Genomic DNA, 951 nt, shown 5'->3' with positions numbered 1-951 from the left:
TGGCCCCGCACCTTCATCCCCATCAAGAAACCGGAATTGAAAGGGCGTGTTCGACGAGTGGCTGGCGCGGTGGGCGTGCTTCGCCTTTTCCATCAGTCCGCAGGCTTTCGTGGCGCAGATGAACCGCGCCACCGCCCAGACCGCCCAGGACGCCGCGCACGAGGAGGGGCTGGGCCCCACCATGTTGTGGGTCAAGGAACTGATCGACGATCTGCTGGCCCGCGAGTTCGACGCCGGCGACCTGGAGTTCGCGTGGAACGATACCCGGGAGGTCGACCCGGTCAAGGCGGCCACCATCGCCAACATCCACGTCCGCGCCGGCATCAAGACGTTGAACGAGGCGCGGGCCGACATCGGCTATCCCCCGGTGCCGGGCGGTGACCGGCCGTTGATCTATGGCGGCGGCGTGATGCCGCTGGACCAGGCGGCGCAAGGCCTGCCAGGCCAGGAGGCCGGCGGGCCGCCCACCCCGGATGACGCCGCCGCTCCCGCCCCCACCTTTGATGAGGAGACCTGACGCCATGCGCCTGTTCGGCAATTTCACCAAGGTGGAGGAGGGGGCGGACGGCACCCTGATGGTGGAGGGCATCGCCACCACCGAGACGGTGGATGGCGATGGCGAGGTGGTCGCGGCCGACGCCGTGAAGGCGGCCCTGCCGGATTTCCTGCGCCTGGGCACCGGCCCGTTGCGGGAGATGCACCAGCCCCTGGCCGCCGGCCGGGTGGATGCCGCCGCCGTGGGTGCCGACCGCCGCACCCGCATCACCGCTACGGTGGTGGACCCGGTCGCCATCCGCAAGGTCAAGGCCGGGGTCTACAAGGGCTTTTCCATCGGCGGCAAGGTCACCGCCCGCGACCCCGACGACCGCAACACCATCACCGCCCTGCGCCTGACGGAAATCAGCCTGGTGGACCGCCCGGACTCTAGAGGTCCCCGGGACCGAGCTCAAT

Annotated in this window: 2 protein-coding genes; both read left to right on the top strand. The window is 69.7% G+C overall.

Annotated elements, in window-relative coordinates:
- Positions 1-46: 46 nt before the first annotated feature.
- Entirely contained in the window at positions 47-517 is a 471-nt protein-coding gene (locus tag I55_RS00410) for a hypothetical protein (RefSeq protein WP_044558437.1), read from the top strand.
- A 4-nt stretch (positions 518-521) separates the two neighbouring features.
- Positions 522-951, top strand: a 430-nt coding sequence (locus I55_RS00405) for a hypothetical protein (protein ID WP_044558436.1), incomplete at its 3' end; no start/stop codon positions are given.

The sequence above is a fragment of the Azospirillum sp. B4 genome (assembly GCF_000333275.1).
GTDB lineage: Bacteria > Pseudomonadota > Alphaproteobacteria > Azospirillales > Azospirillaceae > Nitrospirillum.
The sequence above is the reverse complement of the archived record's forward strand: the minus strand, read 5'-3'. Positions and strand labels throughout refer to the sequence as shown.